Raw genomic sequence first — 26,207 nt, 5'->3', positions numbered from 1 at the left:
GCAGCACTCCCTCACAGCGGATCGACCGGCGCCGATACCGGGAACCGGCGCTTGGGTTCGAGTTGCCAGAACATCCACGCCGACATCGTCGTGACCAAGCCGACGGCGATGAAGGTGGCGTGGAAGGCCGGCAGTGCCGCGGCGCCGGCCACCGCGCCAAACGCCGCCGAAAACGCGCCCAGCGCGCCGCCCGCCAACGCCACGCCCAGGCTCATCGCCAGCATCATCACCATCGACAGCAGGCTGTTGCCGCTGCTGGCCAGGTCGGCTTCGAGGTCGCGCAGGGTGACGGTGTTCATCGCGGTGAACTGCAGCGAGTTGACGAGCCCGAACGCCGACAGCTGCACGATGCGCAGCCACAGCGGCTGACCCGGCCCGATCAGCGCGAAACTCGCCATCGCGACGCCGACCAGGACCGTGTTGACGATGAGCACGCGGCGGTAGCCGAAGCGCTGCACGATCGGCACCACCGCGCGCTTGGAAACCATGCCGGCCAACGCGATCGGGATCATCGCCGTGCCCGCCGCGAGTGGCGTGAAACCGAGTCCCACCTGCAGCAGCAGCGGGATCAGGAACGGCATGGCGCTGCTGCCGATGCGTGCGAACAGGTTGCCGAGCACACCGATGCGATAGCTCGGCACGCGGAACAACGCCAGCGGGAACAGGGGTCCGGCCACACGCGTGGCATGCAGCCAGTAGGCCACGAACATCGCCATGCCGAACAGAAACAGCACGGCCACGGTCGCATGGCGCAGACCAAGATCGGACAGGCCATCGAGCGCGAGCGAGATCGCCACCATGCACACCGCCAGCATCAAGTAGCCGGCCAGGTCGAAGGCGCCGACCGGGCTGCGCGCATCGGGCATCAGGCGCAGCGCGCCCGCGGCGGCGACGAGGCCGACCGGGATGTTGATGAGGAAGATCCAGTGCCACGACAGCGCCTCGACCAGCCAGCCGCCGAGCGTCGGCCCGATCAGCGGTCCGATCAGGCCCGGGATTGCGACGAAGCTCATCGCCTCGAGAAACTCCGCGCGCGGCACCGAGCGCATCAGTGCCAGGCGCCCGACCGGCAACAGCATCGAGCCACCGATGCCCTGCACGACGCGCGCGAGCACGAGGAACCGCAGCGAATGTGCCAGCGCGCACAACAGCGAGCCCAGCGCGAACAGGCTGATCGCGAACAGGAACACACGCCGCGTGCCGAAACGATCGGCCAGCCAGCCCGAGGCGGGGATCAGCATCGCCATCGTCAAGGCGTAGGCGATCACCACCGACTGCATGCGCAACGGGCTTTCACCGAGGCTGGCGGCCATCGCCGGCAGCGCGGTGTTGACGATGGTGGAATCGAGCATCTGCATGAACACGCCCAGCGCCACCAGCCACAGCAGCGCGCGCGAACTGCCTGCCGGTGCGACCGGAGCGATGCTCATGGCGACGGCGCGGTCCCGGGCAAGTGGGCCCGACAGGCGCCCGCGATCACCACCGCCGCGTCGGTCGGGATCGTCCGCAGGCGCGACCGGCTGTCGGCGCCGCCGATGTCACGGGCCGCGCCGCCCGTCGCCGCCTTGACCGCCGCATCGAGCGCCTGGGCCTGATCGGGCGACGGCGAGCGAGCCGCCGCGCGCACGGCTTCGCCCGCGCGTGCAGGCGCCAGCCGCGCACCCTGGTCGCTGCGCTCGACCTTGCCGCCCGCCAACCGGCGCGGCGCAGCCGCGTCGTGCAACGCCAAGCCGAGGCGCGACGCACCGGCGTTGATGGCGCGCATCGCCGCGCCGGAGGTGAGCGCGGGCCTGCTCATGCGCGCACCCGATTGGCTGCCGGCGCGGCCAGACACCGGCACCGCCGACTCGTCGTCAACGGCATGCGTGGCTCCTCGCGAAACCGTGGATGCGCAGCCTAGCAGCGCTGACGCCCCTTCTGCTTGACCGCGACAAGGTGAATGCCCATCCTGCACGCCCTTCACTGCAGCACCACGATCCTTCGCAATGAGCAGTCGCTACAACGCCGCCGACATCGAAGTCCTGTCGGGACTGGACCCGGTCAAGCGCCGTCCGGGCATGTACACCGACACCTCGCGCCCCAACCATCTGGTGCAGGAGGTGGTGGACAACTCGGTCGACGAGGCATTGGCCGGGCACGCCAGAACGATCGACGTGACCGTGCACACCGACGGTTCGATCGAGGTGGCCGACGATGGCCGCGGCATGCCGGTCGACATCCACCCCGAGGAGAAGATCCCGGGCGTGGAATTGATCCTCACGCGCCTGCATGCGGGCGGCAAGTTCTCCAACCGCAACTACCAGTTCTCGGGCGGTCTGCACGGCGTGGGCGTGTCGGTGGTCAACGCACTGTCGCAGCGCGTGGAGGTGACGATCCGCCGCGAGGGCCAGATCCACCGCATGAGCTTCCGCGATGGCGACCGCGCCAGCCAGCTCGAGGTCATCGGCAGCGTACCCAGGAAGCAGACCGGCACCACGCTGCGTTTCTGGCCCGACCCGAAGTACTTCGACTCGCCCAAGGTGTCGCTGCCGCGGCTCAAGCACGTGCTGCGCGCCAAGGCCGTGCTGTGCGCGGGACTTACCGTGCGGCTCAGCGACGAGGCCAGCGGCGAGAAGCTCGAATGGCACTACGAAGACGGCCTGCGCGACTACCTGCGCTCGATGCTCGGTGAGGGCGAACGCATTCCCGCCGACCTGTACGTCGGCCAGCACGACAAGGGCAATGGCGCAGTCGAATTTGCCGCCACTTGGCTGCCCGAGGGCGACCTCACCCAGGAAAGCTACGTCAACCTGATCCCGACCGCGCAGGGCGGCACCCACGTCAACGGCCTGCGTTCGGGCCTGACCAACGCACTGCGCGAATTCTGCGAATTCCGCAACCTGCTGCCGCGCGGCATCAAGCTCGCGCCCGAAGACGTATGGGACCGCCTGTGCTTCGTGCTGTCGCTGAAGATGGGCGATCCACAGTTCTCGGGCCAGACCAAGGAGCGGCTGTCCTCGCGCGATGCGGCCGGCTTCGTCGAGAACGCGGTGCACGATGGGTTTTCGCTGTATCTGAACCAGCACGTCGAGATTGGCGAGAAAATCGCGCAACTCGCCATCGAGCGCGCGGCGTTGCGGCTCAAGGCCGAGAAACAAATCGTCCGCAAGAAGGTCACCCAAGGCCCCGCCCTGCCCGGCAAGCTCGCCGATTGCGCGTCGAGCGACCTGTCGCGCACGGAACTCTTCCTCGTCGAGGGCGATTCCGCCGGCGGTAGCGCGCGCCAGGCGCGCGACAAGGATTTCCAGGCGATCCTGCCGCTGCGCGGCAAGATTCTGAACACGTGGGAAGTCGAATCGGGCCAAGTGCTGTCCTCGCAGGAAGTCCACGACCTCGCCGTCGCAATCGGCTGCGATCCCGGCAAGGACGATCTGTCGGGCCTGCGCTACGGCAAGGTCATCATCCTCGCCGACGCCGACTCCGACGGCCTCCACATCGCGACCTTGCTGTCGGCACTGTTCCTCAAGCATTTCCCGGCGCTCGTGCGCGAAGGCCACGCCTTCGTCGCGATGCCGCCGCTGTTCCGCGTCGACGTCGGCAAGCAGGTGTTCTACTGTCTCGACGAATCCGAACGCGACGCGATGCTCGAAAAGATCGAGCGCGAGAAGATCAGGGGCGCCGTCAGCGTCACGCGCTTCAAGGGTCTTGGCGAGATGAATCCCTCGCAGCTGCGCGAGTCGACGATCCACCCCGACACGCGCCGTCTGGTCCAACTCACGGTCGAGCCCGACGACGGCACCGCCAAGGTGATGGACATGCTGCTGTCGAAAAAGCGCGCCAGCGACCGCAAGGAATGGCTGGAGACCAAGGGCGATCTGGCGTCGTTGGAGGTGTGACGATCCGATCTTGCCCAACCGATGTCAGGGCGCGTTGCTCGGCTTTTGGAGCATCGCCGCCTTGGCTTCGCGAATGACCCAGTAACTGTCGGGATTCTGCTTCTCAAGCAGCGCGACCCCTTCGCTCAACTTCGCCATGCCCAACGCAACGTTGCCGGACAACATCGCGATTCGGCCCTCCAGGCACGCCAGCTCACCTGCCGCATCGGTATCCTTTTCAAGGAGGGTACCTCCATGCTCGCGCACATCGGTAACGAGCGCGGCCGCTTCATCGCGCCGATCTTGAGCGAGCCGCACATAGGCCAGATTGATTTCGAACGCCGAAAGCAGCAAGCCGCTCAATTTGTTCTTGGACGCGCGCAACCGCTCGATTCCGGTTTCGAACAACCGCGACGCCTCGTCGACGTGACCCAAACGGAATTCGGCAAGCGCGAGCGTATCCAGCGCATTGAGCGTGCCAATATGGTCCGGCCCGACGCGGCGATTCAGTCCTTCGTAGGCGATCCGCGCATTACGCGCGCAATCGTCCCAGCGCTCGAGCTTGGCATAGACGTTGGCAAGCCCGTGCATGACCAGCAGCGTGTTCTCGTTCTCGGGGCCAAGCACACGATTGAAATCGCGAGCAAGATCGAGATAGGTCTGCTCCATCTCTCGACCCTTGCCTCGCAACACCTGGATGCGCGCCAGCAGATGGCGCGCACCCAGCGACATGGGTGCGCTGCGCCCTTGCTCGCCCTCGATCTTCGCGAGTAGCCGCTGCTGCGTCTGCTCGAGTGATTCCGACGGCAATCCCAGGCGGGAACGCGCCGATGTCAGAGCCTGCTCGACCGTCGCGGCGATGTCACGACCAGCATCCGGAATGCCAACAAGGCGCTGTGCGGCATCTTCGAGCGGAGCAATAGCGGCATCGAAACGCATCGTGTTGAAAGCGATCCAGGCCCGTGCCAAGTCTTCATTGACGCGTAACATCGGCTGCTCACGCGCCAACTTCTCTACCAGTGGCGCTGTCGCATCGAGCATTGCGCCTGCTTCCTCGAAACGACCCGCGTGAGCCATGACTTGCGCTTGCAGAACGCGCGCGGCGACCGTATCGACCGAAGAATCGCCCTCGGCCTTGGCGAACTGCGTGGCCGCCGCCGAGAATTGCGCGATCGCGGCCGGAAAATCCGAGATCTGGTAGTAAACATCACCCAACGTCCGGTGCAGCGCACCCGAAATTTCCGGCATCGCCCCGAATCGCGCATCGATGCGGGGAGCGGCCGCATCGAGCGCTTCCTGTACACTGATGCCGGCACGTCCGCCACGCATCGGACTGGCAACCGCCAGTACATCCTCGTTGAGGAACCGATTGACGGCGGCGGCGATGCGCGCCTCGTGCTCCGCGCGGGCGTTCGCGGTGGCCACCTGCCGATACATGCCAATTGCGACAGCCAACCCACACGTCATCGAGGCGAAGGCAAGCGTTAGCCATCTTCGCCTGCGCCGCGAACGCGTTTGCGCGCGCTGCTCGCGTTGCTCGCGCTCAAGTGCCGCAGCAACGGCGAGCGAGCGCAAATTGAGTGAACGCAAGTTTGCCGCAAGCGAACGCGCCGAGTCGAAGCGAAGATCGGGATTGCCGTTCGCGGCGCTCGCGATGTCCTCACGCAGCAGTGGATCGTCGATATCGCTTTCCCACCCTGCCGAGAGCGGCCTCCGCAGGTCGCCGACACGTAACTGATAGAGCATGACGCCGAGCGCGTAGATATCCGAGCGCACCGTCGGCACCTGGCCGGCAAGCAATTCCGGCGCGAGATAGAGCGGCGTGCCGGTCAGCTCGCTCGCCATCGTTTGCGTCTGGGTGAGACCGAGCCGGGTGATGCCGAGCGCTTCGAGCCGGCCGGGATCGAGCACGCGTCCGCTGCCGAAATCGACCAGCCGCGGCGTCGCGCCATCGGCAGTTTCGTGGACGAGCACGTTCGCCGGCTTGAGATCCTTGTGCAACACGCCAAGCTCGTGCGCCGCGCCGACGGCGTCGGCGACCTTCGCCAGCAATTCGATGCGCTGCTGCATCGGGACCGACGCGAGACCACCCTTCGACTCCACCCACTGTTCGAGATTCGGACCGCCGTATTCGGATTCGATGAAATACGGCGCGTCCTCGAAATCCCAGTCGACGACGCGCACGAATTCCTCGCGTGCGCCGAGGCTGTCGTGCAGCAGGCGCGCAATCGTCGCCTCGCGCTTGAGCGAAGCGAGCCGGCTGCCGTCGAAACTGAACTTGAACACGCGCCGCTCGTGTGTCTTCGCATGCTCGGCCAGCCAGACCTCGCCCGCTCCGGACTGGTCGAGCGGCTGCGCCAGCCGCCAGTTGGGACGCCGCGGCACCGCGTCTCCGGTCGCGAGCTGCGTGCCGGCCGCGCGGCGCTCGATGAGCCGCCGTTCGACCTTACCCAGGAACCGATAGCCGACACGCGGCACTGTCGCGATGATGCGTTGCTCTTCGTCGCCGATCGCCTTGCGCAACTTGCCGATCGCGTTGGTCAATGCGCCCTCGACAACGATGCGCCCGGACCACGCCGCGTCGAGCAATTCGTCCTTGGTGACGACCTCGCCGGCGTGCCGCAGCAAGCAACCCAGCACGTCGAGCGGCCGCCGCTCGATGTCCACCGCCATGCCGCCAACGCGCAATTCCCACGCCGCCTCGTTGAACTCGACCACCCCGAACGTCCAGCGGAATACCGCACCGCCCGCCTCGCGCATGCCGTCCATTTTCTCCACGGGTCCGCCCCTTTGTGTACCTCGGCGCACTGTAGAACGGCCGCCGCATTGGGGCAAACATCATTACAGATCAATGCCTTGCGATTCGTGTGAGTTCCGTGTGGGCATCGTGGGGACGGCGCCTGCATCGCAGCGACAGCGTTGCACAAGTACATCATCCACGGACACCACGAATGAACGAACAGCATCCGACCAGCCTGCGGGGCGTCGTCATCAAGACACCTTCCGACACGCCCGGCCTGATCGTCGCAAATAGCAAGCAGTATCCATTCCGATTGGAAGGCCTGTGGCAATCCTCGGTCGCGCCTGCCGTCAATCAGCCGGTGGAACTGCATCTGGATGGCGATGGCAGCATCGCCGCCATTCGCGTCGCGGCAGATACCGGCCAAACACAGAACGCCGTCGAACGGCTCACCGATCTCGCACGCGAGCACGGCCCCGGCATTGCGGAAAAGGCGCAAGCCGCGGCACTGACGCTCAAGCAGCGCATGGGTTTGTATCCGCTGATCGCCGCCTGCGCGCTCGTGCTGGCATGGTTCACGCTCGCCAGCGTCAGCGGCATCTCCTATGACACCGCCGGCTTGAGTTTTTGGGACTTATCTAGCCTGGACATGAATAGCATCGCAAAGCTGCGCCTCAAGGAGCACGGAGCGCTCAGCTTGCTGGGCCTGTTGTGTCTGGCCGGCCCCTTCGCCGCAGTGTTTGCCCACAAACGCCTGACCCGTCTCGCCGGCGCATTGCCTCTTGCCTTTGTCGTGTTCACGGTGCTGCGCATCTTCGTCAGCGTAAACAACTATTTCGCCGCGCAAGCCGCGCGGGAGCGAGCCGCCGGGATGTTCGGCCGGCAAGCCGACTTTGGAGACTTGGAGCGGCAAGCCATTCAAAGCGCGATGGAAGGAGTCATGGAGGCGGCATCGCTCGGCTCCGGCTTCTACCTGATCGTTGCAATCAGCGCCTATCTCGCCTGGCGCAGTTGGCGAGCCTTTGTCGCTTTCCCGAAGGAGAATTCGTGATGCGTGCGGTCGGTTTCGCTCAGATTGTCTTTTCCACCTTCGCCGCCGCCCTGCTCGCCGCGTGCTCGCGCGAAGCAGCGCCGACCTCGCAACCTAAAACCGTGGCGGAGGCACTGACGCCCTACGCAATGGACCAAGCGCGACAGAAAGCCGAGCAGGAAGCGCGCGCGAACGCGGAAAAAGCCCGCCTCGCCGCCCTGCCGCAACCTGATCCGTCCACACCGGATTCGGCCTACATACCGATCACCGACGCCAGCCAGCTCATGTTCCTGTACGCGGCGAACTCCGGCCTGCCGCCCGACTACGAACAATTGGCGATGCAATATTCGAGCGATTACCGCGCAACGCAGGACAGCTTCCGCAAGCGCGACCTGCTCACCGCGCTCACGCCGAAGATCGACGCGAACATCGCCGAGGCGAAGGCGCACCCCTACCTGCTCTGGACCGATTCGTCACCCGACCTTGGGCACTACGACTTCAATCGCAAAGGCTTTCCCGTCAACACTGCGTTGCTCAGCGACGGTGGTTACGGCTATATCAGCGATTTTGGTTATGGCGGCAACTACACACTAGGTTTCGACAATACGTCGGCCTACCGCTTCATTCCAATCGCCGACGAAGCCATCGCCAAGGACATCGAAAAGTTCGTTGGCCAATATAGGAAGCTTTCGCTGAAAATCCATGCCTTCGCGCGTTCGACGCAGGACAACAACCATGCGGTGATCGCGCACATCATGAAGGTGCAATTGATCGGACCCAACCAGCAGGTGCTCGCTGAGGCCACCGCGCCGTGAGTACGCTTCGCCATTTTGCGCTCGCGGCAATCGTCATAGTGGCTGCGCTTGGCACACGGGAGTCGCTCGCAGTTGACGCTTCCGGCCTGCTGCAACAACTCGGCTTGAAACCTCGCCAGCAACAAGTCGACGCCGCACATCCAGCGCAAGCCACCGAGCGCGATGCCGGCACCGTCACCGACGACGCCACCGCCATGCGGCGACTCGAACAAAGCTATCGCGGAATGCGCGTCCGCCCGACACCGTTTCCCGGCATCTATGACCTCAGCAAGCCGGGCCAGGAGGACCTCGCACCGATGCTTGTCGATGCCGACAACCGCGTCTCAGCCAATAACGGCGTCATGGGCTGGCACGACGCGCGCACGGGCGCGCCACTGCCGCAGAACGCTATTGATGCGCTGCACGCAAGCGCAGTGGCGCATTTGCCATGGCACGACGCAATCCTGATGGGCGGCAAGGACAAGCCCGTGCGAGTAGCGGTGCTGAGCGCCGTCGAGTGCATCCCGTGCCGCAAGTTCGAAAAGGACATGAAAGCAGCCGGCATTCCGTACTACGTGTTCCCGAGTTCGCTGTTCGAGGAAAACCGCCCGATCGTGGCGTCGATCTGGTGCCAAGTCGATCGCGCTCGCGCGTGGGGGCAGGCGATGGGCGATCACGTGTTCCCGCGATCGACGCCGGCCGGATGCCAATACCCGGATCGAGAAGTGCGAGTGCTGCGCGCCTACTTCAGCTACGTCACTCCGACGCTGATCTACGCGGATGGCACGACATCTGCATACCGAGGGATGGCAACGTTACGGGAGCGCATGACTGCGCTCGAACGCACCAATGCCATGTTTGATGCGAACTGACACGGAGAACCTGCAATGGCCGCGTTTCGTCAATTCCTGCCAATGGCGCTGCTCGCGCTGATTGCCGCGCCGGCCAGTGCTTGGGATGGCGTGTTCGTTCCAGCACCCGATTACACCGATGAAGCGGAGGCGCCGGCGACTACGCCGGCGGCGACGCTCCTGCAGGACGGTCGCGTCGCTATCGTAGATGGGTGGGGCGTTTACGTGTTCGACCCTGCTCACTCGACCGTCGCGCGGGTCGCGACACTGCCTTTCTCGCTTCCCGGCGCACCCTTCACTTCGCTGCCAGACGGAAAAGCGCTCCTGATCGGCGACTTCTGCTACACGAATAACCGAGGAATCGTGTTCGACCCTGCGGACAATTCGGTCATTGCGACGCCGAATCTTGCGACCCCGCGCGTCGCGCCAAGCGTGACGCCCCTTGCGGACGGACGCGTCATGATTGCCGGCGGCTGCGCCGACGATATCTGCGCCACGCCGCTGGCCAGCACCGAAATCTACGACTCGGCGACCGGCACCTTTTCACCCGGCCCGAGCATGCTGCAACGGCGCGCGTTCCATTCCGCGACTCTGCTCGCCGACGGGCGCGTGCTGTTCTATGGCGGAAAAGGCTATGGCGCAAGCGCACCTGATGGCGGCTATCTGTCTGCGCTCGACACAGCGGAACTCTACGATCCCGCGACGAATTCGTTCAAGTACACCCGAAATCGGAACGGCGATCAAACCTATATGTGGTGGTCGCGCTCGTATCACACGGGCAGCGCCATGCCGAATGGTAAGGTTCTTCTTTGCGGCGGGCACCAAACGGGCGCTGTCGACTATGGCGTCGCCTATTCCTGCGACATCTTCGTGATCGCAACGGGTGAAATCATCTCTCGGCCGGGGGTCGCCCTGCCTTATGGCTCGGGCGCCATGGATCACACTGCCACCGTATTGGCCGACGGCACACTGCTGATCGCCGGCGGCATTGACAACATGTGGCCGATACCCAAGGCCTCCGCTCGCATCTACGACCCCGTTACGAAAACTGTTCATGAAGTGTCCGGCATGACCCATGCGCGCCGCAGTGCCGCAGCCGTGCGTCTGCTTGACGGCAGCGTCCTGATGATCGGCGGCCAGACAACCCCCGCCCCACCCGCCCCGAGCCTCGGGACACCGACGATGGAGCGTTACGTACGCGACGACATCTTCAAGGATGCGTTCGAGCGCTGACGGCTTTCCGATCCACATTGGCCAATGAAAAAATTTCTTCCTGGATGGAGTTACCCATGGCTTCCCGATCCACCACGCAAATTCTGGCGATCTGCTGTTTGATGACGGCGTCCTCGGCAGTTGCCGGCCCATTGCAGGGAATACAGAGCATTGCCGCAGGCCCTTACCACGCCTGCGCAACCATGGCGAACGGCCAAGTTCAATGTTGGGGCATGTACACCGCGTTCGCTTTGGGCGATGGCAGGAAGTCGAACACGAGGCGCGCAACACCGGCACCGGTACGCACGTTGCACGGTGCAACAGCGGTAGCGAGCGGCGATCATCATTCGTGTGCGATAGAGAATGGTGGTGTTCGCTGCTGGGGCGGCCTCATAAATGCGGATGTCAACGTCTTGGGAGATGGGAGAGCACCCCCAATTTACGACTACAGCATTTACGCGATGAATCCATCACCGACCGCTGCCAACGAACTGGACGCGAATATTGTGTCCGTCAGCTCGAACTACCATCACACTTGCGCAATTCGTCGTATCACGAACATGGACTCTCTCTGGTGCTGGGGGGGGCCCAACGGTAGCGGCCTACTTGGCGACGGGACGAGGATCGATCGCAATGTTCCCGTGCGAGCAAATGGTTTCTCTGCTTCATCTCACATCGCGGCTGTCGCGACCGGTGACGACTTCACATGCGCTGTCGCAGGCGGAGGTGCATGGTGCTGGGGAGCAAATGGGAGCGGTCAGTTGGGGCTGGGAACCACTTCTGGCACACATCTGACTCCAGAGCCTGTCGTGGGCCTGTCCAGCGGCGTCTCCGCAATCGCCGCCGCAAGTGACCATGCTTGCGCCATCGTCAGCGGCAACGTGATGTGCTGGGGAAGGAACAATTCTTCCGACGTGCTCGGCAACGGAAGCACCAACAACTCCAAGATACCCGTCGCCGTTGTCGGCCTGCCAGCTGGCGTAACCGCCATTGCAATGGGGTTAAGCCACACCTGCGCCTTGGCCAACGGCGGCGTCAAATGCTGGGGCGAAAAGGGCAGCGGAAAATTGGGAAACGAGTGCGTACTACAGGCGCCGCTGCCGTGCTCAACACCTGTCGATGTTACCGGCCTGACCAGTGGTGTTATTGCAATCTCGGCTCCGGGCCATGGCAACTACACCTGCGCGATCCTCCAAGATCATACGGCACGTTGCTGGGGCAATAACGCGATGGGGCAACTGGGCAATGGCATCAATCACGGCGGGAGCTCATCCACACCAACTACCGTCGTCGAAGCGGATTACATCTTCTACGACAGCTTTGGAATGACAGCGGACTGAGCTTTTGAAGGCACGCACTGGTCGTTCACCCGATAAAACCAAAGAGAGGGCGGCCCATGGGCCGCCCTCGTCCTTAGCAATCCCTGCGGCCATCCCTGGTCTGCCTGCTGGCCGCATCCAACGCGGCAATCGTTGCGGGTCTGATTGGCGAGGCCCGGTGCATGGCACGCCCGCGCGACTCGATTCGGAGTTCAGGACTTCATCACAGCGTGCCCCGGCGGCCCCTTAGCCGTATGCGTCCGCTGCACACACATCGCCGCGCAATCGGATCACACTGGGCATGCCGAGCGCAGTCATCACCGCTGAGGCAAGCCTGCACGCTCACCGCGGGGCTTGTCGCGTCGCCGCCTGCCTTGCGCCGACTGCGTGTCTCGCGCAGCGGTCGGCGCCGGCCGCGCAGTTGGCCAGCTCATGCGCCAGCGCACAACAGGCGCTGCACCGATCGGCGATGATCGGGCTACCCTTGTGACCGGAGCCGTCATGTCCCTGCGCCCGCTACTGCCCCTGCTCGCCCTCGTCGCGCCGCTCGCCGGCGCCGCGACCTATCAGGTCGGCCCGGGCCGCACCCACACTTCGCTCAATGCGCTGTTCGCTGCGGTCGATCTCGCTGGTGGCGACGTGGTCGAGGTCGACGGCAACGTGACCTATGCCGGTGGCGTGATCGTGCCGTCCGCCGACGGCGGCAGCGCCGGCAACCCGGTCGTGATCCGCGGTGTGCGCGTCAACGGGCAACGCCCGCGCCTGGCCGGCGGCACCAATACGATCGAGCTGCGCCAGTCCGACCATGTCGTGTTCGAGGGTTTCGAGGTCACGGGTGGCAGCTCGCGCTGCGTGTTCGTCGTCGCCCACGACATCACCCTGCGCGACCTGCTGATCCACGACTGCCCTGGGCACGGCGTCCTCAGCGCCGACAACGACTCGGGTTCGCTCACGCTCGAATACAGCGAGATCTACAACTCGGGTGGCGGCACCACGCGGCATTCGCTGTACATCCAGAGTGACGAAATCGCGCATCCGGGATCGGTGTTCCGCATGCGGTACAACTACGTGCACGACGGCACTGGCGGCAACCTGCTCAAGAGTCGCCATGAGCGCAGCGAGATCCACTACAACTGGTTCGAGGGCGCGGCCTACCACGAACTCGAACTCATCGGCCCCGACGCCGACACCCAGCAGCCTGGCTGGAGCGAGGACCTCGTGCGCGAGGACCAGGACGTGGTCGGCAACGTGATCGTGCACAGCAACGCCGCGTTCGGGTCGGTCATCCGCGTCGGTGGCGATGGATCCGGCCAGAGCAAGGGCCGCGTGCGCTTCGCCAACAACACGATCCTCGTGACCTCGGGCACCGACGCGACCGTGTTCCGCATCTTCGACGGCATCCAGGCGGTGGAGGCTCACAACAACGTCCTGTTCGCGCCCAATGGCGGCACGCTGCGCATCGAACGCACGGTGGAAGCGGTGTGGACCAACGGTCGCCAAGTCGGTGGCAGCAACAACTGGGTCCCGACCGGCGCGACCTACGTGCCAGCGGAATGGAGCGGCACGCTGCAGGGCGCCAATCCGGGATTCGTCAACGTGGCCGGCTTCGACCTCACACCAGCTCCCGCCAGCGCACTGCTCGACGCGGCCAATCCTGTGCCGCCACCGATTCCCGGCTACGCCGTGCCCAACCCGCTGTTCCCGCCCGCCTGGCAGCCGAGGCGCGCGGCCGTCGCCATCGGCACCCAGGCGTCGCGCTTGGTCAGCGGCGCGCTCGACATCGGCGCGATCGAGCGCGCCGGCGATCTCATCTTCGCCAACGGTTTCGACGGCGGCTGAGCGCCGGGCCGAACGAGCTCCACCTGCCGGTTCGACCGGCGGTGTCATCGCGTGACGGTGGATGGGGGCGCCGGCGGATCCGCGCTTGCCCGTCTGCCGGTGAACCGCGCCGGGCTTCGGCGCTGCGCATCGATCAGCGCCGATGCCGGCTGATAGCATGTTCGACCCGACGATGGCCCTCATCGCCTGCCGCACAGTGAGCCGCGCCTTGCGCGCTGGTTGCGCAGCGCGTTCACGCAACCGGCGGTCGGCGCACGGCCGATGGCGACTTGCTCCGTGTTGACACCGCAGCCGTGCACGTTATGGTGCCCACGACAAACTCGGGGGAGTCGATGGCGAAGCTGATTCCGACGCGCAGCAGCTGCCTTGCGCGCATGACGCCCGGCGAGCGGCGTTTCTCCGAACGCCTGCAGGTCAAGCTCGAAGACGACTACCTGCTCTGGTACGACATACCGATCGGTCCCAAACAGCAGCGCCCTGACTTCACGATCCTGCATCCGCGGCGCGGCCTGCTCGTCCTCGAAGTCAAGGACTGGAAGGAAGACACGATCCGCGAGGCCGACCGCATGCAGTTTGCGCTGCTTACCGCGCGCGGACTCGTGCGCGAGCCGAATCCGTTGGCAAAGGCGCGCGTGTACGTGCAGGAGATCACCCGGGTACTGGAATGTGATCCGGCGCTGCGCCACGGGCCGGACAGCCCGCACGCGGGCAAGCTCATCATGCCGTGGGCGCATGGCGTGGTGTTCACCAACCTCACGCGCAAACGCTTCGAGGCGGGCGGACTCGACCAGATCATCCCGCCGCATCTGGCGATCTGCCAGGACGAGATGCTCGAATCGATCGACCCCGAAGCGTTCCAGCAACGCCTCTGGGCGATGTTCGCACACGCGTTTCCGATCGCGCTGACGCTGCCGCAGCTCGACCGCGTGCGCTGGCACCTGTTTCCCGAAATCCGGGTCGAAGCCGGCAGTGGCCAATTCGGCCTGTTCGCCGACGCGTCATCGCCCGCGCTCGCGCCGGCCATCCCCGATCTCGTCAAGGTGATGGACGCACAGCAGGAGCAACTGGCGCGTTCGCTCGGCGACGAGCATCGCGTGATCCACGGCGTTGCCGGCTCTGGCAAGACGATGATCCTCGGCTTTCGCGCGCTGCATCTCGCACGCGCGCTGACCAAGCCGATTCTCGTGCTGTGCTTCAACCGCACGCTTGCCGCGCGGTTGCAGCATTTGCTGGCCGAGCGCGGCCTGGCCGAACAGGTGCAGGTCTACAACTTCCATCGCTGGTGCCGCGCAATGCTGGGCGCCTATCACGTACCGTTGCCGGCCGGCGGTGCGGGCTTCATCGACGCGCTGGTGCCGGCGGTGATGGCGGCGGTCGAACGCGGACAGATTCCGCGCCACCACTACGGCGCCGTACTCATCGACGAAGGACATGATTTCGAGCCCGACTGGTACCGTCTTGTCGTGCAGATGATCGACCCGACGACGAACTCGCTGCTGGTGCTGTACGACGATGCGCAGAACATCTATGGCAAGGGCACGCGCCGCAAGGTGAGCTGGAAAAGCCTCGGCGTGCAGGCGCAAGGCCGCACCACCATCCTCAAGCTCAACTATCGCAACACCCTCGAAATCCTCGCGGTGGCACGCCAGTTCGCGGCCGAACTGCTGCAGGAGCGCCCCAGCGACGACGACGGTGTGCCGCTGCTGGCACCCGAGAGCGCGGGTCGACGCGGCCCGCTGCCGGAGCTCATCCGAACCGCCAGCCGCAGGGCCGAAACCACAGCGGTGGTGGAACGTGTGGTCCAGACCCATGCACGCGGTCGCGCCTGGCGCGAGATCGCGATCGTGCAACGCGACCGCTGGCAGGCTGAAGCGCTGCAGCGCGCCCTCGCCGCCGCCAACGTGCCATGCAACGTGGCCAACGATCGCGGCGGCAAGGACACGCTGTTTGGCAGCGACGCGGTGCGCCTGGTCACGATGCACTCGAGCAAGGGACTGGAATTCCCACTCGTGCTGATCGCGGGTCTCGACCGCCTGCCGGCCCGCGACGAGGACGAAGCCAGCGCCGCGCGCCTGCTGTACGTGGCGATGACGCGGGCCACCGAAGAACTGGTGCTGCTGCACCACGCAGACACGGTGTTCAGCCAACGCCTGCGCCAATCCATCGACGCGGTACAGGCGCAGCTCGCGCTGGCGGCGTGACGTCGCGCGCTAGCGCCCGCGGATCAAGTCGCTGATGCGCCCCATGTCGAGCGAGCTGGCCTGCTCGCGGATCCGCGGCAGCAGCGCACCCTGCATGCCACGCGCCTCCCCGAGCAGTTGCTGGAAGCTGTCGCGCAGCATGGCGGTCGAGAACGTGCGGCCGCTCGCGTAGTAGCGCCGCGCGACCTGGCCGAGCGCATAAGTGCTCGCAAAGCTCATGCCCGAGCTGGCCGCCTGCCGACCGAGGCCGCCGAGCAGGCTGCCGCCGACCGCACCGAGCATGCCACCGAGCAAGCGGCGTCCGATCTGTTCGAGGTACTGCGACGTCAGGCCCACGCCGAGCGTGGCAATGAAATCCTTGATGTGGCCCTGGTCGAGTTCGTAGCCGTAGGACTGGCCGATGCGGTAGACCAGTCGCATCTGCAGCGGAATGATCGCCAGTGTCGATAGCGACTCGGGCAGCAGTTCGAGGGCGCCGTTGAGGATGGCCGCATCGAGGATGAGCCGGTCCAATTCAGCCTCACCCAGACTCGACTGCGGCGTGCCGCTGCCGGGCGCGGGCGTGGGCGCGGCTGCGGACACGCCAGTCGACGGCGCCACGCCCGCTGCAACCACCGCGGCCGCCTGCGCGGCCTGTTCGCCGCTGCGACCCGCATCGAGCCCCAGGCGCGCCGCAAGATCGGCCAGGAAGGCCTGCTCGCTCGCGTTGGCGGCGCCATCGGCGTTGCACACGCCCACCGCAAGCGCATAGGCGTAGCGCCGCGCCTCATCGCCCGCGAGCCCGCGCAGGGCTCCGTCGAGATCGGTGCGACCGAGCAGGATGTCCTGGCTCGCACCCGCGACATCGATGCCCGCAACGCTCAACTGGGCCGCGAGGCGTCGGATCGCGTCGCGTTCGACGTCGCTCGTATTGCCGTCGACATTGGCGGCGATGAAGCCGACCGCGAGAATCGAGCGGATTTCCTCTTCACCCATGCCATGCGCTCCAGATCGACCGACCTGCATGGTGGCGCAAGCGCGGCACTGCTGTCAGCAGGCATCGACGGCACGATGCGGCGGCAACGCGCGCAGCGCAACCGACTCACGCATCGCGTCGCGGCTGCAGCGACCGGCTGCGGCGATGGGTGCAGCGCCCGGCGGGTCGCCAAACGCAAGAGGGCAGCCACTGGCTGCCCTCCTGGGTGCAAATGCGCGGCCATCCCTGGCCTGCCTGCTGGCCGCATCCAACGCGGCAATCGTTCCGGGCCTGATTGGCGAGGCCCGGTGCGTGGCGCTCACGCGCGACGCGGTTCGGGGTTCAGTGGCTTCATCGCGAGGTCCGCCGGGCGTCCTCATCTGGGACGCCATGTTCCCCGTAACCGCGCCTGTGTTCCGCGCACTGCTCGAGCTGCCAGCGGCGCACTCGCGCACGCATGCGGTGTGATGCGGATCACACTGCGATGCCTGCACCGACCTTTCAGCGTCGCGCCAGACTCACGCGCTCGTTGCCGGCGAGATCGCGCACGGTTGCCACCTCGCGACAACCGGCTGCCGCCAGCAGTGCGCGCACCGCGGCACCCTGGTCATGGCCGTGCTCGAGCAGCAGCCAACCGTCGGCGAGCAGATGCCGAGGCGCCTGCGTGATGATCGTGCGGATCGCATCCAGACCATCCGCACCCGATGCCAGCGCCGCCACCGGCTCGAAGCGCAGGTCGCCCTGCGCCAGATGCGCGTCGCCGGCAGCGATGTAGGGTGGATTGGCCACGATCATGTCGAACCTTGCCGTGCCAAGCGCCTCGCACCAGTGGCCCTGCGCGAACCCGACTCCATGCGCGGCGAGCCGAGCTGCGTTCGCGCGCGCCACGGCCAGCGCGTCGGCGCTGGCGTCGGTCGCAAGCACGCTCGCGCGCGGGCGCTCGCGTGCGAGCGCGATCGCGATGGCGCCCGAACCGGTACCGAGATCGGCAATGTGGCTGGCCGCAGCGCGCGGCAGTCGTTCCAGCGCAAGTTCGACCAGCAGTTCGGTTTCAGGGCGCGGGATGAGCACGGCCGGTGACACCTGCAGGTCGAAGGTCCAGAAGCCGCGCCAGCCGAGCAGGTAGGCCACCGGCTCGCCGCGCGCCCGGGCCTCGACCAGCGCGGCGAACCGCGCGCGCTGCGTCGGATCGGGCGCGTATTCGGGCCAGGCCGCAAGCCAGGCGCGCGGCTTGGCCAGCACCTGCGCCAGCAGCAGCGCCGCTTCGCTGCCGGCATCGTCAGCACCAAGGCGCAACGCCGCCGCAGTGAGCAGGTCGCGCACGCTGGCAGCCTCGGCCGCCATGCTCAGAGCAGTCGCCAGGCCTGGATCGCGCTTGCGAGCAGGAAACCAGCCAGGAAGAACAGGTAGCTGTAGCGCAGGTAGCGGTACTTGTGCCGGGCCAGATAGATTCCGTTGGAATACAGGTCATTGACCCAGGTCGCATACGGCGAGCCATCGGGCACGAGCACGCGCGCCATTTCCTCGAGATAGCGCTCGCGCGACAGCGAGGCGAAGTGGCCGAAGAACATGAGGTTGAAGCCCGCCGGCAACCCGTCCTGCCCAGCCAGCCGCGGTGGCCGGTACTTGGGCAGTACCGCAAGGATCGCAAGCAACTGCGCGAGCAGCGAAAAACCGGCGAGCACGGTGGCCGAGGCACGCAGCTCGGGGTCGCCGAGGCGGCCGATGCACAACGTCAGCACGATCGAGGCGACCGTGATGATGATGTTGGCCTTGGTGTCGGCCATGGTCGACAGCGCAACGTGGTACTGCTGCGCCGTACGCAACAGATTGTCGCCGGTGTTGCGCTCGGGAATGCGGGCGTAGGCTGCGGCGCCCGGCAGGTGTGACTCGTCCATCGTCGCCTCACTGCGGCAATGCGCGCGCATTCTAGCAAGCGCTTGCCGCCGCGCACGACCGGCGCGTATGGTGCCGGCAACCCGCTTTCGCGCGAGTCGACCATGGACTTCCAGCAGGCACCACCTCGGCTGGGCAACACCTTCCGCCACGACGCCACGCTGCGCGGTTGGCTCGCCGCCGCGCTACCGCAGGCCATGCTGGCCGAGATCCGCGGCGATCTCGATGCGCTGGGCGAATACGCCGCGCAGGCCTGGCACGAAGCGCGCCTGCAGTCGCCGTGCACGCCGCAGCTCGTGCAGTGGGACGCATGGGGCGGGCGCGTCGACCGCATCCAGACCACGCCGACTTGGCAGCGTGGTGCGGCATTGACCGCTCGCTACGGCTTCGTCGCCGCCGGTCACGAACCGCAACATGGCGCGCTGGCGCGTGTCGACCAATTCGCGCGCGTCTACCTCTACCACGTCGCCAGCCAGTTCCACTCCTGCCCGCTGGCGATGAGCGATGGCGCGGCAACCGCGCTCAAGGCCGCCGGCAACGCGGCGCTGTGCGCACGCGCGCTGCCCCATCTGCTCGCGCGCGATCCGGCGCAACTGTGGCTGTCGGGTCAATGGATGACCGAACTGGCCGGCGGCTCCGACGTCGGCGGCAGCGACACCGAAGCGCGCCGCGACGGCGACGGGCGCTGGCGCCTGTATGGGCGCAAGTGGTTCGTCTCGGCCGTGGTCGGCGACATGGCACTGACCTTGGCGCGGCCGCAAGGTGCGGGTGCGGGCGGCGACGCGCTGGCGATGTTCTATCTGGAAACGCGCGATGCGCACGGCGCCTGGAACGGCATCCGCATCGACCGCCTCAAGGACAAGCTCGGCACGCGCGAGTTGCCGACCGCCGAGATCCATCTCGACGGCACGCTGGCCGAGCCGGTCGGCGAGCTCGCCCACGGCGTGCGGCAGATCACGCCGGTGCTCAACATCTCGCGCACCTGGAACGCGGTCGGCGCGCTGGCCACGATGCGCCATTGCCTCGCGCTCGCCACCGACTACGCGCAGCGGCGCCACGCCTTCGGTCGCAGCCTGCTCGACCAGCCGCTGCATCGACTCACGCTGGGCGGGCTGGCCGCCGAGTTCGAGGCGGCCTTCCACCTCGGCTTCGAAGTCGTCGCCCTGCTCGGTCGCGTCGAGTGCGGCGCGGCAGGCGAAGGTGAAGCGCTGCTGCTGCGCGTGCTGACCCCGTTGGCCAAGCTGTGGACCGGCAAGCTCGCGGTGCGCATCGCCTCGGAGACCTGCGAGGCGTTCGGTGGGGCCGGCTACATCGAGGACACCGGCATACCGCAACTGCTGCGCGACGCGCAGGTGTTCCCGATCTGGGAAGGCACCACCAATGTGCTCGCGCTCGACGTCCTGCGGGCACTGGGCAGCGACGGCCTCGACGTCTTCGCGGCCTGGGTGCTCGATGGCAGCGGCGACGCTGCGCCACGCGCGGCCGTGCAGCAGGCGCTGACCGATGCCCAGCGCTGGTTCCGCGCCCACGCGGGCGACCGTGACGGCCTGCAGGCCGGCGCACGCGGGTTCGCCCTCACGCTGGCGCGCTGCGCGGCGGCCGGGCTGCTGGCACGCCGCAGCGGCCACGCACGTGACGGCAGCGCGGCGCGTCTCGATGCGGCGCTTGCGGTGTTCATCGCCCACGGCCTGTCGCGCCTGGACGCAGCACCGATGGACGCGCTTGTCCGCCTCACCGACAATGCCGCCTCCTGAGGCGGCGCCTGCCGCTCCCGACGCGAAGCGAGCGACCATGCAGCACCTGACCATCGTCACCACCGGTGGCACCATCGACAAGATCTATTTCGACGACAAGTCGACGTTCCAGATCGGCGCGCCGCAGATCGGTGAAATCCTCGAGGCGCTCGGCGTGGCGTTTTCGTTCGAAGTGGTGTCGGTGCTGCGCAAGGACAGCCTGCACCTCGATCAGGGCGATCGCGCGCTGATCCGCGCCACGATCGAGCGCCAGCCGCATCGCCACGTGCTGGTCACCCACGGCACCGACACGATGGTCGATACCGCGCAGGCATTGCAGGGCATCACCGGCAAGGTCATCGTGCTGACCGGCGCGCTCAATCCGGCGCTGTTCAAGGGTTCCGACGCGGTGTTCAACATCGGCTGCGCGGTCGGCGCCGTGCAGACCCTCGGCGACGGCGTCTACATCGCGATGAATGGCCGCATCTGGGATCCGCTGCGCGTGCGCAAGAACCGCGAGGCCAACCGCTTCGAGCCAGCGCCGGGCTGAACCGCCGTCACGACGGCGATCCGGACACCACACAAGATGAAGCCGGCCGGGTTGCCCCGGCCGGCTTCGCGTGTTGCGGGCTCCTGCCCCGACGGCGGCCGTCCGTGGCCGCTTCCTTCGTCGTTTACGGTGTGTAGCTCGGCGTTACCGTCACCCCCGAGAACGTCGAGTAGGCCCGCACGCTCACATGCCAGGTGCCGGCGGTCGGGGTCGCCCAGCTGCACGACTCGGTATTGCCGGTCAGGTACGGCCGGCAGGTGTAGCTCGACGTCGTCGGCGCCGCGTTCAGACGCACGTAAAGGTCGGCATCGCCGCTGCCGCCACTCATGGCGAACTTGAGGTTCGTGGCACCCGCCGGCACCACCAGCGTGTAGTCGGCGGTCCAGTTGCCCTTGCTTGCCGCCAGTCCCGTCACCGGGACGCCGTTGCTCATGGTCGTACCGCCACCACCGCCACCGGTCGTGTAGCTGCCGGTCAGGCTCATGCCGCTGAACGCGGAGTAGGCGTTGAGCATGACGTAGTAGGTGCCAGCCTGCGCGGTCGTGATCGAGCAGGTTTCGCTGTTGCCCGAATTCCACGAGCGGCAGTCATAGCTCGACGTGGTCGGTGCCGAACCGAACTTGACGTACAGGTCGCCGTCGCCGCTGCCACCCGAAGTCACGAACTTGAGGGCGGTCGCGCCTGCGGGAACCGTCATCGTGAACGTCAACTGCCCGTTCTTGACCGCCGACAGACCGGTCACGGCAACGCCATTCTGCAGCACCGTGCTGCCACTACCGCCGCCGCTCACCGTGACCGAACTGGTCTTGGTGTTGCTGGCGCCGCCGTTGTCGGTGACGGTCAGCGACACGCTGTAGGTACCGGCCGCGGCGTAGGTGTGGCTCGGGTTGGTCGCGGTCGAGCTCGTGCCATCACCGAAGTTCCACGAGCGCGAGGCGATACTGCCGTCGCTGTCGCTGGAGCTGTCGGTGAAGTTCGCGGTGAGCGCGCTCGTGGTGAAGCTGAAGTTCGCCACCGGCGCCGTATTCGACGATCCACCAGCGGCCGCCTGCACCGCAGCCTGGGCGTCGACGATGCCCGCACCGCAACCACCCGAGCAGGCACCCGGCAACGCGCGCGCGGTGCTGGTCAGGATGTTCTTGACCTGGTCCGGCGTGAGGCTCGGGTTCTTCTGGAACACCAGCGCAGCGACCGCGGCCACGTGCGGCGTGGCCATCGACGTGCCGGCGTAGTAGGCGTAGTTCTCGCTGCCCGGCGTGGTGGTGCCGGCATTGAGCGTCGACAGGATGTCGCCTGCTCCGCCACTGCCATCGCCACCCGGCGCCGACACCACGATCGTCGAACCGTAGTTCGAGTACGAGGCGCGCGCACCGGTCTTGGTGGTGGCCGCGACCGAAACCACGTTGCTGCAATTGGCCGGCGAGGAATTGCTGACGTTCTGGTTTTCGTTGCCGGCCGCGACGACGAAGATCGCACCGTTGCTGCGCGCGGTGTTGATCGCGCTCTGGAACGAGCCGCAGGCGCCGCCGCCACCGAGGCTGAGGTTGAGCACACGGGCAGGATTGGCATTGGCCGGCACGCCGGACACGCTGCCGCCCGAGGCCCACACGATCGCATCGACGATGTCGGCGACCGTGCCGCCGCACTTGCCGAGCACGCGCACGGGCACGACCTTGGCGCCATAGGCGATGCCGGCGATGCCCTTGGCGTTGTTGGCCAGCGCCACGATGGTGCCGGTCACATGGGTGCCATGCCAGCTCGAGTTGGAGGCGGGATAACCGCTGCCGCACTCGTTGGCGGCATACCAGTCGCCTTCGTCGGCCGGGTTGGCGTCACGGCCATTGCCGTCGCGCGCGGTGGTGGAGCTGCTGATGAAGTCGTAGCCGCCGACCGTCTGCCCGGCGAGATCACTGTGCGTGGTGATGCCGGTGTCGAGCACGGCCACGTTGATGCCGGCACCGGGCGATGAACCCGCCAAGTCCCATGCCGCCGGTACGCGCATGCCGCCGGTGGCGTCGGTCAGGTCCCACTGGTTGGAAAAGTAGGTGTCATTGGGCGTGAACAACGCATGCATCACGCGGTCGGGCTCGACATAGGCCACATTCGGGTTCTGCGCGAAGGCAACCATGACGTTGCGCGCGAAATCGTCCTGGCGCGCCAGACGCTGCACGCTGCCCGACACCTCGATGAGCTCGGCGCCGGTGGCAAGGGTGCGCACCGAACGCACGCTGGTCCCGGTGAGGTTACCGACACGCTGGAAGTCGAGCTGGCGCGAAGTGGCCTGCACGCGCTCGGCGCTGGTGTCGTGATAGGTGACGATGAAGCGGTCGCCGACGAATGGGCTCGACAGTGCATCGAGATTGATGCGATCGGCGTACAGCTGGGCCTGCGCATCGGTGACGGTTGCGGCCGACAGCAGCGCGCTGCCTGCCAACAGGGCCGACGCGGCGACAGCCAAGGCCGTGCGCCGTACTTGCATACGGTGTGGTTTCATGTTTTCCCCAAAGCGTTGATACGGACGGTACGCCGCAGATTGCGACGCATGCACGAATCCAGTGCGTGTGTCGGCGGCGTCTCTCCTCGCCGCGGACATCCATGAAACCAGGGGCCATCCCCCGGTTCAGTGAGGCTCGTCGTGATGCTCGCCTATCGACGAACCACTCGCTTGCGTTGTCAGGAACTGACGCAAATTGTCAGCTTGGGAATGACAAATCACGCGGCAGCGCAGCATGCCGCATCGCCGGCACGTCGTCTGGGGTAATCGGCACGGGTCTCGGCGCCGCGGGTCAATCAGGGGACTCCGCGAGCGCGCGCCGGCGCGACGAACGCCGCCGCGCGGTCGTCCCGGCCCGCTCGCTCCCGCGTCCGGCCATGGGTCACGCAAGTACGTCGCGGCGGCGCGCAGCGCATGCGGCGGCCGGCCGGGCCGCCGTCGTCGCGCGTGGTCTAGTCGACCACGACCGGCATCGTCTCGGCTTCCTCGCAGGTGACCGCGAGCCTGCCGTCGTGCAGCGACAGCAGGACCTTGCCACCATGGGTGAGCTTGCCGAACAGCAACTCGTCGGCGAGCAGGCGCTTGACGTTCTCCTGGATCACGCGCGACATCGGCCGCGCGCCCATCTGCGGATCGAAACCATGCTCGGCCAGCCAGCGCCGCGCGTCCGCGTCGACGTTGAGCGCAACGTGCTTTTCCTGCAGCTGCATTTCGAGCTCGATCAGGAACTTGTCGACCACCCGCAGCACGTGTTCGAAATCCAGCGCATTGAACTGGATCACGGCATCGAGCCGGTTGCGGAACTCGGGCGTGAACTGGCGCTTGAGCGCTTCCATCGCATCGGTCTGGTGATCCTGCTCGACGAATCCGATCGTGCGCCGCGACGCCGCCTGCGCGCCGACGTTGGTCGTCATCACGAGGATCACGTTCTTGAAATTCGCCTCGCGCCCATTGGTGTCGGTGAGCGCGCCACGATCCATGATCTGCAGCAGGACGTTGTAGACGTCGGGGTGCGCCTTCTCGATCTCGTCGAGCAGCAGCACGCAATGCGGATGCTTGACGATCTGCTCGGTGAGCAGGCCGCCCTGGTCGAAGCCGACGTAGCCGGGCGGCGCACCGATCAGGCGTGACACCGAATGCGGCTCCATGTATTCGGACATGTCGAAGCGCACCAGCTCGATGCCGAGCTGCATCGCGAGCTGGCGGGTCACTTCGGTCTTGCCGACACCGGTCGGCCCGGTCAGCAGGAAGTTGCCGATCGGCTTGCCGGGGTTGCCCAGTCCCGAGCGCGCCATCTTGATCGCGCTGGTCAGCGCGTCGATCGCGGCATCCTGGCCGAACACCACCATCTTGAGGTTGCGATCGAGGTTGCGCAGCACGTCGCGGTCCGAGGCCGACACCTGCTTGGGCGGAATCCGCGCCATGCGCGCCACGATGAACTCGATGTCGGGAACATCGACGCGACCGCTGCGATCCTTCTCGGGCAGCAGGTGCTGGCGCGCGCCGGCCTCGTCGATCACGTCGATCGCCTTGTCGGGCAGCAGGCGGTCGGCGATGTGCTTGACCGACAGGTCGACCGCGGCGCGCAGCGCATCGGAGGTGTACTCCACCTTGTGGTGTTCCTCGAAGCGCGTCTTGAGTCCCTTGAGGATCTCCACGCTGTCGGCGATCGAGGGTTCGACCACGTCGATCTTCTGGAATCGCCGTGCCAGCGCGCGGTCCTTCTCGAACACGCCACGGTATTCTTGGAACGTGGTCGAGCCGATGCAGCGCAACTCGCCGCTGGCGAGCACGGGTTTGATGAGGTTGGACGCATCCATGGTGCCGCCCGAAGCCGAGCCGGCACCGATGATGGTGTGGATCTCGTCGATGAACAGGATCGCGCCGGGCTCCTTCTTGAGCTGGGCGATCACCGCCTTGAGGCGCTTCTCGAAGTCGCCGCGATACTTGGTGCCGGCCACCAGCGCACCGAGATCGAGCGCCCAGATCGTCGCGTCGGCGAGCACGCTCGGCACCTCACCCTCGACGATGCGCTTGGCCAGGCCTTCGGCCAGCGCGGTCTTGCCCACGCCAGCCTCGCCGACGTAGAGCGGGTTGTTCTTGCGGCGCCGGCACAGCACCTGGATCGTGCGCTCGACCTCCTCGTTGCGGCCGATCAGCGGATCGATCTTGCCCTGGCGCGCCAGCTCGTTGAGGTTGTTGGCGAACTCGGTCAGCGGATTGCCGCGCGACTCGTCGCCGGGCTCACCCTCGGCCTTCGCCTCGCCGGCGGGCGGCGCACTGCCCTCGTGGGCGATCTTGGCCACGCCGTGGGAGATGAAATTGACCACGTCCAGCCGCGAAATCTCCTGCTGGCCGAGGAAATAGACCGCATGCGAGTCCTTCTCGCCGAAGATCGCCACCAGCACGTTGGCGCCGGCGACTTCCTTGCGGCCCGAGGATTGCACATGGTAGACGGCGCGCTGCAGCACGCGCTGGAAGCCGAGCGTGGGCTGGGTGTCGCGCTCGTCGTTGGGCGCCAGCAGCGGCACGGTCTCGGTGATGATCGCGCGCAGGTCGCGCGCGAGCTTGGCCAGGTCGGCACCACAGGCGCGCAGCACACCCACTGCCGAGGCATTGTCGAGCAACGCCAGCAGCAGGTGCTCGACCGTCATGAACTCGTGACGCTGCTCGCGCGCGTCCTTGTAGCACTGGCCGATGGTGACTTCGAGATCCTTGCTGAACATGCCGGTACGTCTC

The 26,207-nt window shown here is 66.4% G+C and carries 17 protein-coding genes and 2 pseudogenes; 10 read left to right on the top strand and 9 right to left on the bottom strand.

Going from position 1 to position 26,207, the window contains the following annotated elements; all coding sequences use genetic code 11:
• Positions 1-11: 11 nt before the first annotated feature.
• Both mdtD and KF903_RS09950 read right to left on the bottom strand, forming a co-directional pair.
• Complete coding sequence (gene mdtD, locus KF903_RS09955; protein ID WP_291214190.1) at positions 12-1,430, bottom strand: multidrug transporter subunit MdtD; 1,419 nt, start codon at positions 1,428-1,430, stop codon at positions 12-14.
• Positions 1,427-1,963, bottom strand: coding sequence for a hypothetical protein (locus KF903_RS09950; protein ID WP_291214188.1), 537 nt, complete (start codon positions 1,961-1,963; stop codon positions 1,427-1,429). Before KF903_RS09950 ends, mdtD begins: the two co-directional genes overlap by 4 nt.
• Positions 1,964-1,985: 22 nt before the next feature.
• Between KF903_RS09950 and parE the strand changes: the two genes are divergently transcribed.
• Positions 1,986-3,875 carry a DNA topoisomerase IV subunit B gene (parE, locus tag KF903_RS09945; protein WP_291214186.1) on the top strand — a complete coding sequence of 630 codons (1,890 nt, stop codon included), beginning with the start codon at positions 1,986-1,988 and terminating at the stop codon, positions 3,873-3,875.
• A 24-nt stretch (positions 3,876-3,899) separates the two neighbouring features.
• On the opposite strand, the gene KF903_RS09940 is transcribed toward parE, so the two are convergent.
• Entirely contained in the window at positions 3,900-6,623 is a 2,724-nt protein-coding gene (locus KF903_RS09940) for a tetratricopeptide repeat protein (RefSeq protein ID WP_291214305.1), read from the bottom strand.
• 182 nt (positions 6,624-6,805) lie between these two features.
• Between KF903_RS09940 and KF903_RS09935 the strand changes: the two genes are divergently transcribed.
• The 7 genes from KF903_RS09935 to KF903_RS09905 all read left to right on the top strand — a co-directional run bounded on the left by KF903_RS09935 (position 6,806) and on the right by KF903_RS09905 (position 15,840).
• Complete coding sequence (locus KF903_RS09935) at positions 6,806-7,645, top strand: hypothetical protein (protein WP_291214184.1); 840 nt, start codon at positions 6,806-6,808, stop codon at positions 7,643-7,645.
• Positions 7,645-8,439: a DUF4852 domain-containing protein gene (locus KF903_RS09930; protein ID WP_291214182.1), complete on the top strand. Its 795-nt coding sequence runs from the start codon at positions 7,645-7,647 to the stop codon at positions 8,437-8,439. Before KF903_RS09935 ends, KF903_RS09930 begins: the two co-directional genes overlap by 1 nt.
• Positions 8,436-9,290 carry a thioredoxin fold domain-containing protein gene (locus KF903_RS09925; protein WP_291214180.1) on the top strand — a complete coding sequence of 285 codons (855 nt, stop codon included), beginning with the start codon at positions 8,436-8,438 and terminating at the stop codon, positions 9,288-9,290. Before KF903_RS09930 ends, KF903_RS09925 begins: the two co-directional genes overlap by 4 nt.
• A gap of 15 nt (positions 9,291-9,305) precedes the next feature.
• Positions 9,306-10,502: a kelch repeat-containing protein gene (locus KF903_RS09920; protein ID WP_291214178.1), complete on the top strand. Its 1,197-nt coding sequence runs from the start codon at positions 9,306-9,308 to the stop codon at positions 10,500-10,502.
• 44 nt (positions 10,503-10,546) lie between these two features.
• Positions 10,547-11,821 carry a hypothetical protein gene (locus KF903_RS14275; RefSeq protein ID WP_345777755.1) on the top strand — a complete coding sequence of 425 codons (1,275 nt, stop codon included), beginning with the start codon at positions 10,547-10,549 and terminating at the stop codon, positions 11,819-11,821.
• Positions 11,822-12,301: 480 nt separating this feature from the next.
• Positions 12,302-13,639 (top strand): hypothetical protein, encoded by a 1,338-nt coding sequence (locus tag KF903_RS09910; protein ID WP_291214176.1) that lies wholly within the window; start codon positions 12,302-12,304, stop codon positions 13,637-13,639.
• 332 nt (positions 13,640-13,971) lie between these two features.
• Complete coding sequence (locus KF903_RS09905; protein WP_291214174.1) at positions 13,972-15,840, top strand: 3'-5' exonuclease; 1,869 nt, start codon at positions 13,972-13,974, stop codon at positions 15,838-15,840.
• A gap of 9 nt (positions 15,841-15,849) precedes the next feature.
• On the opposite strand, the gene KF903_RS09900 is transcribed toward KF903_RS09905, so the two are convergent.
• From KF903_RS09900 to KF903_RS09890, 3 genes are all read right to left on the bottom strand, one after another.
• Positions 15,850-16,815 (bottom strand): hypothetical protein, encoded by a 966-nt coding sequence (locus KF903_RS09900; protein ID WP_291214172.1) that lies wholly within the window; start codon positions 16,813-16,815, stop codon positions 15,850-15,852.
• 481 nt (positions 16,816-17,296) lie between these two features.
• A complete protein-coding gene (gene prmC, locus KF903_RS09895; protein ID WP_291214170.1) occupies positions 17,297-18,139 on the bottom strand; it encodes a peptide chain release factor N(5)-glutamine methyltransferase in 843 nt (280 codons plus the stop codon).
• Between the two features lie 2 nt (positions 18,140-18,141).
• A complete protein-coding gene (locus tag KF903_RS09890; protein ID WP_291214168.1) occupies positions 18,142-18,693 on the bottom strand; it encodes a Pycsar system effector family protein in 552 nt (183 codons plus the stop codon).
• Between the two features lie 102 nt (positions 18,694-18,795).
• On the opposite strand from KF903_RS09890, the gene KF903_RS09885 reads away from it, so the two are divergent.
• The gene (locus tag KF903_RS09885; RefSeq protein ID WP_291214166.1) at positions 18,796-20,445 is read left to right on the top strand and encodes an acyl-CoA dehydrogenase family protein; all 1,650 of its coding nucleotides are present in this window, start codon (positions 18,796-18,798) and stop codon (positions 20,443-20,445) included.
• Positions 20,446-20,482: 37 nt separating this feature from the next.
• Positions 20,483-20,974 carry an asparaginase domain-containing protein gene (locus KF903_RS09880; protein WP_291214164.1) on the top strand — a complete coding sequence of 164 codons (492 nt, stop codon included), beginning with the start codon at positions 20,483-20,485 and terminating at the stop codon, positions 20,972-20,974.
• A 124-nt stretch (positions 20,975-21,098) separates the two neighbouring features.
• Here the strand turns inward: KF903_RS09880 and KF903_RS09875 are convergent.
• The 3 genes and pseudogenes from KF903_RS09875 to clpA form a co-directional block, all read right to left on the bottom strand.
• A pseudogene (locus KF903_RS09875) lies at positions 21,099-21,341 on the bottom strand (PPC domain-containing protein); the annotation flags it as partial.
• A gap of 150 nt (positions 21,342-21,491) precedes the next feature.
• Positions 21,492-23,201, bottom strand: a pseudogene (locus tag KF903_RS09870) (S8 family serine peptidase); the annotation flags it as partial.
• A gap of 719 nt (positions 23,202-23,920) precedes the next feature.
• Positions 23,921-26,194 (bottom strand): ATP-dependent Clp protease ATP-binding subunit ClpA, encoded by a 2,274-nt coding sequence (gene clpA, locus KF903_RS09865; RefSeq protein WP_291214162.1) that lies wholly within the window; start codon positions 26,192-26,194, stop codon positions 23,921-23,923.
• Positions 26,195-26,207 lie beyond the last annotated feature (13 nt).

The sequence above is a fragment of the Dokdonella sp. genome (assembly GCF_019634845.1).
Taxonomy (GTDB): Bacteria; Pseudomonadota; Gammaproteobacteria; order Xanthomonadales; family Rhodanobacteraceae; genus Dokdonella_A.
The sequence above is the reverse complement of the archived record's forward strand: the minus strand, read 5'-3'. Positions and strand labels throughout refer to the sequence as shown.